Genomic DNA, 7480 nt, shown 5'->3' on the forward strand with positions numbered 1-7480 from the left:
CCCCCCGATCGGCCCCATTTGCCCATTCACCCCCCGCTCTCGGCGAGGGCCAGAAGTCGATGTGAGCCATCGCCTTCGGCTCTATTCCAGAAAGGGAAACACCATGCAGAACGCTCCCGACCGCGCCGCGCATATCGAACGCATCGCCGCGCTGAACGACACGTTGCGGGCTAACATTACGAAGCCGACCGGCCTTGATCGCATCGTCATGACGGCGGGGATCGCCGGGGGCATCGGCGACGTGACGACGTGGAGCGGATGGCGCAAGCGGGCCGAGCTGCTCCGGACTGTGCGCGATTTTGACGCCTTCAGCCCTGACAGCCCCGAGCGGGATTTCGGACGGTTCGAGTGGCAGGAAGCCGTCTGCTATTTCAAAATCGACTATTACGACCCCTCTCTTGAGTGGGGATCGGCGAACCCGGCTGACCCGGCAGTCACAGCCCGCGTCCTGACGATCATGTGGGCCTACGAATACTGATAGACCGGCGCGGGCGGCCCCCTCGCCGCCCCGCCTTTCCCAAAGGAAAGGAATCTCCCATGCCGCAGGCATTGACCAGCCCCGAGGGCATTCCGCTCGCGACCGTCCTACGTCTTAACGCCGAACGGACCATCGACCTTGAACGATACGAGGAAGACGGCGCGTTCGACCGCTACGGCTATCTTCGCGACCTCGCCGACAACCACGGCGCGGACCTCGCGCGCGTGATCGAGATCGCGGACCTGCTCGGCCCCGAAGAGGATTTCGACGGCCTTGTGACCACCATCGAGGACGCGGCCGAAGGCTTCGGCTTCGGCGCTTCCATTTTCGACTGACCCAGCACGCGCGGGCCGATCCTGCGCGCCCCGTTCCCGAAGGATCAAGCATGACCAACGAATTGATGAACCGCGTCCAGATCGACGAGATCACCGCAGGCCGGGACGCCGCGATTGCCAAATGGCTTGAGGCTTACGACAGTTTCCACGCTCTCACCGATGCTGCCAATGGGCTTTGCTTCGCCGGGGGCATCAGCCTGCCCATTCCTGCGGATGACCGCTACAGCGATAGCGGCCTGACGCGCGCGTTCCATAGCGCCGCCCCGCACAACACCCGCGACCGGGAAACTGGCGCGGTCAGCAGCGTCAGCGGACGCGACCATTTCCGCGCGAAAATCACCGTCGCCATGGATCGGCGATGCTGGCGGCACCTTCTCGAAACGCTGGGATTCGACCAGCTTCTCGACCGGCAGGCCCGAGAGGAGTTCTACAAGGGGATCAACGACACGCCGCCCGCCTTCACGTCTGAGAATTGCGCCAACACCTTCGGCCATATTTGGGAGAACCGGCGCGGCCTCTATCTGCGCGGCATCGCCAATACCTTTTCGGCGCTGGACCGGCGCTTTCGCTCGCATGATGGCTTCAAGATCGGCAGCCGTCTCATCATTGAACGCGCCTTGAGCGACAGCCGGTCCTACTGGACCGACTATAATCGACGGGACACTCTGCGCGATGTCGAGCGGGTTTTCCGCGAGCTGGACGAGCTGGGGCCGGTTCCTGAAAGCGCCAGCATCGCGCGCCGCATCACCGATACGCGCGAGGCGACCCCCTTCGTCATCGAGGGCGATTATTTCCGGGTCCGCGTCTTCGGGAACGGTAATCTGCACCTGTGGTTCGAGCGCAAAGACCTCTTGCAGCGGGTGAACCTCTTGCTCGCCGAGCATTATGGCGAAGCAATCGGCGATGCCTACGACAACACCGAGGCGGACGATGCCCCGCAATTCCACATGACCCACGCCAAGGATTTCGGCGCGTTCATGTCGAGCGATGCCGTCGCGGCGCAGGTTATCCGCCTCGCCGAGATCGGGCGGGGCATGGGTGTGCTGGAACCCAGCGCCGGGACCGGGATGCTGGCGAAGGCCGCGCGCGAGGCTGGCGGAAATGTCGCCTGCATCGAGATACAGCCGGGCATGGCGCACGAGCTGCGCGTCCTGCACGGCTTCGGCGATGTGCGCGAGGCAGATTTCCTCAGCCTCAAACCGAGGCCGATCTATGACCGCATCGTCATGAACCCGCCTTTTGATCGCGGGCGTGATTGCGATCATGTCCGCCATGCCTTCGCTTTCCTGAAGCCGGGGGGCGTGCTGATCGCTGTCATGAGCGCCCGCGCCGAGTTTCGGGAGGATGCACGGCACCGCGCGCTCCACAAGATCGTCGATCAGTGCAAGCCGTCCTGGGGCTGGAAGAAGTGGCACGACCTTCCCGAAGGATCGTTCGCCCACGCCGGAACCAACATCAACACCGTCATTTTGGCAATCCGCAAGCCGGGGTGACGGTGCGACAGAGCATAGACAGCGGTTCCGGCAAAAAATCGAAGGCCGGCGCTCCCCGAGGAGCGCCGGCCTCATTCGTTGCTGGTTATCGCGTTCAATATCCAGCATGGATACGATCCTCACTGATCGGCTGACCAACTTGCGCTATGCTCCTCTTTTTGATGGGGACCATATGCCATGACTGTCCCACCCATCGTTGCGCGCCGTGTCCTGCCTGCCCCGCAGCGCGAGGCATTGGACCTCATGCTTCGGGCGCTGTTCATTCTGGACTGCGCCGGGGAACTCGGCCCAGGTGCCGCGCTGTCTGGTGCGATCGACGCCCTGATTGATGCCCCCAACGCGGCCGATATGACGCCGCAGGAGCGCGCCGAGTTTGCGGGGCGGCTCGATGCCTATCAAGCTGCCGTGACGATCGCCCAGGGCAAGGCCCTGCCCCTCACATTCCACGGCTAATGGCGCAAGATCCGCGCGGCGGACTCTTGCGGCGCTTATAGTCCCGATCCCTTCTCCGCTCCCCGTCGAATAGATCGGGCGCGCGCTCGGCGCGCGGATCGAAGGGGGCGCCGCCCCCCTCTGTGCAAGGGCTGGACCGTCTCCCGCGCGTGCCGCGCGCTCGCTTGGCGATCGGGGCGGTCTCCCCACCCTTCCGCGCCTGCGGCTTGTGCAGGGCGGGCGATCCCCCTCCCCCCCGATCGGCCCCGGTTTGCACATTCACCCCCCGCTCTCGGCGAGGGCCAGAAGTCGATGGAGCCATCGCCTTCGGCTTCATTGAGAGAAAGGAACAGCACCATGGTTAAGACTTCCAAGCCCACGATCCTGCATCTGACGGTCGATCAGCTTCATCGCAGCGACCTCAATGTCCGCAAGAAGCCATCCAGCGCCGCGAGCGATGCCGAGGTTTCCGCTTCGCTGCTGTCCGTCGGTCTCATTCAGCCGATGGTGGTTATCCCTCGCGAGGCCGGGGGGTATGAGGTGGTGGCCGGGGATCGCCGTCGCCGTCTTCTCACCGCGCTGGCCGAGGCCGATCCGAGCCGGAAGGGCATGACCTTTCCGTGCATGAAGGTCGATGATTTGAGCAAGGTCACGGAAATCAGCATGGCCGAGAACCGCGCGCGCGAGGCGATGTCGCTACCCGATGTCTATAAGGGTTTTGCCGCCATTCGGGCCGAGCGCCCCGAAGCAACCCTAGAGGAGCTGGGGGCGATGTTCGGCTATGATGTGGCCCGAACCGCGCGGATCATGCGGATCGCCAATCTTCACCCGGAAATCATGGACCTCTACAGCGCCGGGGAGATCGGGGACGCCGAGGCGCAGGCATATGCCGCGACCGAGGATCGCTCGCTACAGATCGCGGTCTATCGCCAGTTGGAGCAGCAGGCGACCCGGCCTCACGAGAAGAACGCCAATGCCATTCGCAAGGCGATGAACTCCGGCGACCACGAATTGACGAAGCTCATGCGCTATGTCGGCGTCGATGCCTATCGCGCAGCGGGCGGGGATTTCGAGGCCGACCTGTTTTCGCAGGATGGTGCGGGGATCGTCCAGAATCCCGATGTGCTTCGCGACCTCGCAGAGCAGCGCGTCGAGGAGGACAAGGATCGGTACGAGCATAACATCGTCCGCAATGGCCGGATGCTCGGCGAGAAGTGGGGCCTTGCCGACCTGCAGTTTTCGTGGGCCGCTTCCCCGCCGCAGATCAAGCAATATGGCTATCTCTCGACCGACCATGAACTTCGCATCCGGGAGCAGAAGCGGGGCGCGTTGCCCAAGGCTACCGCGAAAACCTATGCGTCGATGGAGAAGCGCCTTGCCGCGATGATCGGTGAGGATGACGAGCCGCTGCCCGGTCAGGAGGAGGCTTTCGAGAAACTGACGGCCGAGATGGCGGAGCTGGACGCGCAGCGCACCGTCATCCTGCCCAGCAAGGGCGCGGTCGTGGCCGTGGCGTCCATCGAGAATGACGGCACTTTCGACGTCGAGCTTTGGTTCGCGGATCGAGCTGCCAAGGGCGCGGAATTGCCCAAGGGGGCGACCGGGCAGCGTGGACCCAAGCCCGAGCCGACACCGGGAGAGGCCGAGCGGGCGCGCTTCGGGCTGTCCAAGGACAATATGCAGGTGATGATGCTGATCCGGCGCGACATGATCCGGGCCGAGTTGATGCAGTCGGCTTGCGCGGGTTCGTCGCTTGCGCTCGACTTCATGCTGTTCTCGCAAGCCCGCACCATTCTCACCCCGACGCCGGGTTATGGGAATACGGTCTATTTCCATGGCGAGCATCAGGGGATCAACGACCTGACGCATGACGAGGACGGTACGACCAAGATTCACGATCTTGTCGGGAGCCGCCCCGAACGGGCCGCATGGCTGACCACCAAGGAGGGCTTGGCATCGAGCGCGTGGGTTTCGACGCGCGATCCCATCGAAGGCTTCATTCTGTTCCGTCAGTTGCCCGCGAGCGAGAAGAACAAGGTGACGGCCATGATCGCCGGACACATGCTCTTGGCTACCACATCGGTCTATGCCGAGGGCCGCACCCCCCGCATGGTCCGCGAGCTTGCCAATTGCATCGAGGCGGAGCCGGGTTTCGGGCGTTGGCGCGATGCCGTCGAACTGGATGAGGCGTTTTTCTCCACCTTCTCGAACAAGGCCCGTCTGGCCCTTCTCGACACTTGGGGGCTGGCGGATCGAGCCAAGGGCATGAAGGGGAACGAAACCGCCGCCTTCTGCGCCCGCATCGCGAATTGCGACGATCAGGACGCCAAGTTGCTCGGCCTTCATCCCGATGATGTTGCCGAGGCCGTGAACTGGCTTCCCGACTTCATGGAGAGCGGCAACGTGCCCCCTCTGCCCGTCGAGGAGGAGGAACAGGAAGACGACGAGGGCGACGAGTTTGGGGACGATGAGGATCAGGACGACGATCACGAGCAGATCGACGAAGCCGCTTGATCCACGGCGGGGGGCTTAGGCCCCCCGCTTCATTCCCGATGACGGAGGCACCACCATGGCCCGCCATTGCGTTCGCGAACCCCGCTATATCCCACCCGTTCACGTCATAGGCGAGCAGCCCGATCTATTCGGAGGCCCGACCATCAGCCACGCGACCGAGCGCAAGCCGATCAGCAACAAGTGGATGAGCGACATGACGAAATGGGCCGTGTCGCCATGGCTCGGCGACATGGACCCGGAAAGCGCCCTTGAGCCGGAAACCGTTCTCGAGACAGCGCCCGCCCCGCTCCCCGTCTATCTGGTCGCCTGCGTCGCCGCGAAGCTGGACCACGCGGCTGAGGCGCGCGACCTCTACGCCTCCCCTTGGTTCCGCAAGGCCCGCGCCCATGTCGAGCGCACCGGCGCCCCGTGGCTGATCCTTTCGGCCAAGCATGGCCTGATCGCCCCCAGCGCCGTCATCGAGCCGTATGATGTCACCCTTGGCGCGATGGGGGCTGGCGCGCGCCGCCTATGGGGCGCCCGTGTGTTGGACGAGCTGGCCCGCGCTGTGGACGCCCGCGCTCCGCTGATCGTCCTCGCAGGGCGGACTTACCGCGATCCCCTCTGGCCGAGCATCGCCCAGCGGGCGAGCGTGCCGATGGAGGGCATGGGCATCGGCGAGCAACTGGCTTGGCTCACGCGAGAGGCGTGATAGAGTTAGGTCGACCGGGGGGAAGGCGAAAACAACCCCGGTCAATCATGGTGCGGCGGGAGGCTTACCCAAGTCTCCCGCCCCTTTCGTTCCGGCAGCGCCGGGATCGCACGCGGCCAGGGCCGCGCGGAATCGCTCGCGCGCTTCGCCCTTCGGGCCGCGATCCCTTGGGAAGGGGGCCGCCCCGGTGCGGCGCGGCAATCGGCGCCGCGCGTGCCGCGCAGCAGCTCCTGTCCAGACCGGCCTGCGGCCGGTGAAGGCAGGGCGTGGCGACGGTGGTGGGAATATTCCTTCTCTACGACAGTTGGCATTTTACCATGGGTTTCAGCCCCGACCGTCAAGGATCAACGGTCCCCCCAAAATCCTGCGGATTTCGGTTCCCCCGTTGCCCGCTGTCGCGGCCGCTTCGCGGTCCCTGACCGCCGGGGCCGCTACGCGCCCATGGTCCGACACTCCTGTTCGTCAACGATAAGGAGAACAGGATGCAAGTGACATTGTTTAAGGCTCTGAAATCAATCAAGGTAGGTGATGACCAAGCTACGGCGGTCGTCGAGCAGCTAGAGGAGTTTATGGCGCTCAAGATCAAGGAAGCGAACGCCGCGCTGGAAGCGCAGAACAAGGCGCTGGAGAGCAAGATCGACGGCCTGAAAACGCAGCTTACGATCCTCAGCATCATGCTCGGGGTCATCAGCCTAGCGTCTCTGGCGGGTCCGATACTCGCCAAGCTCATCAAATGAGCAGCGGGAGGGCTTCGGCCCTCCCTTTTTTTGCTTCGTTCCGCAAACCCGCCCGCCATGCTGATCGGCATCGAGCCGACACCATGCCGTGAACGCGCGACGGCGCGTCCCTTCGATCGGCACCGCGACCAGGTGCGCGCCGATCAAGGTGCGCTGCCTTATCGTCAGCGCAAAATGATGATAGGTAGTCATCGGAAGGAGCCGTGTCGTGACGATCATCCCTGTTCTGCTGATCCTGGCCGGCATCGTCTTGTGGAAGTTCACGCGGCGAGCTGCCTTCAATCGCCGGAATGAATATGGCGTGGAGGTCTTTAATTCCTACGGCCACATGCAGGGCCGGCGCTTCATTGAGAAGACGCTTCGCTTCGGTGCTGTGATCTTGGTGCTGGTTGGCATCGGCCATGCAATTGCTCCGCACCAAGGGTCGTCGTCGGCCGCGCCTGTCGAAACATCGCATCCCAAGAAGTAGTCGGGCGCGGGCCTTCGGCCACGGCTCTATCGCCGCTTCGCTGCGACCGAACCCGCAAAGCGGTTTCGGCCAGAGGTGACGATCCTCGCGTGAAATCCAATGCCCGAGATCCGCACAGCGGATCTCGACGCCGATAGTGGCGGCTCCCGAGCGGGGCCGCGGGCGTCGGCTTGGTCTCCGCTTCGCTGCGACCAGGCCGCGCCGATCGAGCTGCCGGCCTTCGGCCTGATCCTCCGCAGCGGCGCTTTGACGCCGCCGTCATGAAGGGGGCGCCGCCCCCCTCTGTGCAAGGGCTGGACCGTCTCCGCGCGTGACGCGCTCCGCTTGGCGA

General features: G+C 64.3%; 8 protein-coding genes. All 8 read left to right on the forward strand.

The window, feature by feature from the left end; translation table 11 throughout:
- Positions 1-103 precede the first annotated feature (103 nt).
- A complete protein-coding gene (locus tag L284_RS34465; protein WP_017980875.1) occupies positions 104-478 on the forward strand; it encodes a DUF3768 domain-containing protein in 375 nt (124 codons plus the stop codon).
- A 59-nt stretch (positions 479-537) separates the two neighbouring features.
- Entirely contained in the window at positions 538-813 is a 276-nt protein-coding gene (locus tag L284_RS34470; protein ID WP_017980876.1) for a hypothetical protein, read from the forward strand.
- Between the two features lie 50 nt (positions 814-863).
- A complete protein-coding gene (locus tag L284_RS34475) occupies positions 864-2306 on the forward strand; it encodes a DUF4942 domain-containing protein (RefSeq protein ID WP_017980877.1) in 1443 nt (480 codons plus the stop codon).
- Positions 2307-2483: 177 nt separating this feature from the next.
- Positions 2484-2759, forward strand: coding sequence for a hypothetical protein (locus L284_RS34480; RefSeq protein WP_017980878.1), 276 nt, complete (start codon positions 2484-2486; stop codon positions 2757-2759).
- A gap of 336 nt (positions 2760-3095) precedes the next feature.
- A complete protein-coding gene (locus L284_RS34485) occupies positions 3096-5252 on the forward strand; it encodes a ParB/RepB/Spo0J family partition protein (RefSeq protein WP_017980879.1) in 2157 nt (718 codons plus the stop codon).
- A 55-nt stretch (positions 5253-5307) separates the two neighbouring features.
- Entirely contained in the window at positions 5308-5943 is a 636-nt protein-coding gene (locus L284_RS34490; protein ID WP_017980880.1) for a DUF6884 domain-containing protein, read from the forward strand.
- A gap of 482 nt (positions 5944-6425) precedes the next feature.
- The gene (locus tag L284_RS34495) at positions 6426-6680 is read left to right on the forward strand and encodes a hypothetical protein (protein WP_017980881.1); all 255 of its coding nucleotides are present in this window, start codon (positions 6426-6428) and stop codon (positions 6678-6680) included.
- 208 nt (positions 6681-6888) lie between these two features.
- Positions 6889-7149, forward strand: coding sequence for a hypothetical protein (locus L284_RS34500; RefSeq protein ID WP_017980882.1), 261 nt, complete (start codon positions 6889-6891; stop codon positions 7147-7149).
- The last annotated feature ends 331 nt before the right edge of the window (positions 7150-7480 follow it).

The sequence above is a fragment of the Novosphingobium lindaniclasticum LE124 genome, from assembly GCF_000445125.1.
Lineage (GTDB): Bacteria > Pseudomonadota > Alphaproteobacteria > Sphingomonadales > Sphingomonadaceae > Novosphingobium > Novosphingobium lindaniclasticum.

Excerpts from the sequence above, each read along its gene's own strand:
- L284_RS34465 (WP_017980875.1), top strand. The coding sequence starts at position 104 with ATGCAGAACGCTCCCGACCGCGCCGCGCATATCGAACGCATCGCCGCG.
- L284_RS34470 (WP_017980876.1), top strand. The coding sequence starts at position 538 with ATGCCGCAGGCATTGACCAGCCCCGAGGGCATTCCGCTCGCGACCGTC.
- L284_RS34475 (WP_017980877.1), top strand. The coding sequence starts at position 864 with ATGACCAACGAATTGATGAACCGCGTCCAGATCGACGAGATCACCGCA.
- L284_RS34480 (WP_017980878.1), top strand. The coding sequence starts at position 2,484 with ATGACTGTCCCACCCATCGTTGCGCGCCGTGTCCTGCCTGCCCCGCAG.
- L284_RS34485 (WP_017980879.1), top strand. The coding sequence starts at position 3,096 with ATGGTTAAGACTTCCAAGCCCACGATCCTGCATCTGACGGTCGATCAG.
- L284_RS34490 (WP_017980880.1), top strand. The coding sequence starts at position 5,308 with ATGGCCCGCCATTGCGTTCGCGAACCCCGCTATATCCCACCCGTTCAC.
- L284_RS34495 (WP_017980881.1), top strand. The coding sequence starts at position 6,426 with ATGCAAGTGACATTGTTTAAGGCTCTGAAATCAATCAAGGTAGGTGAT.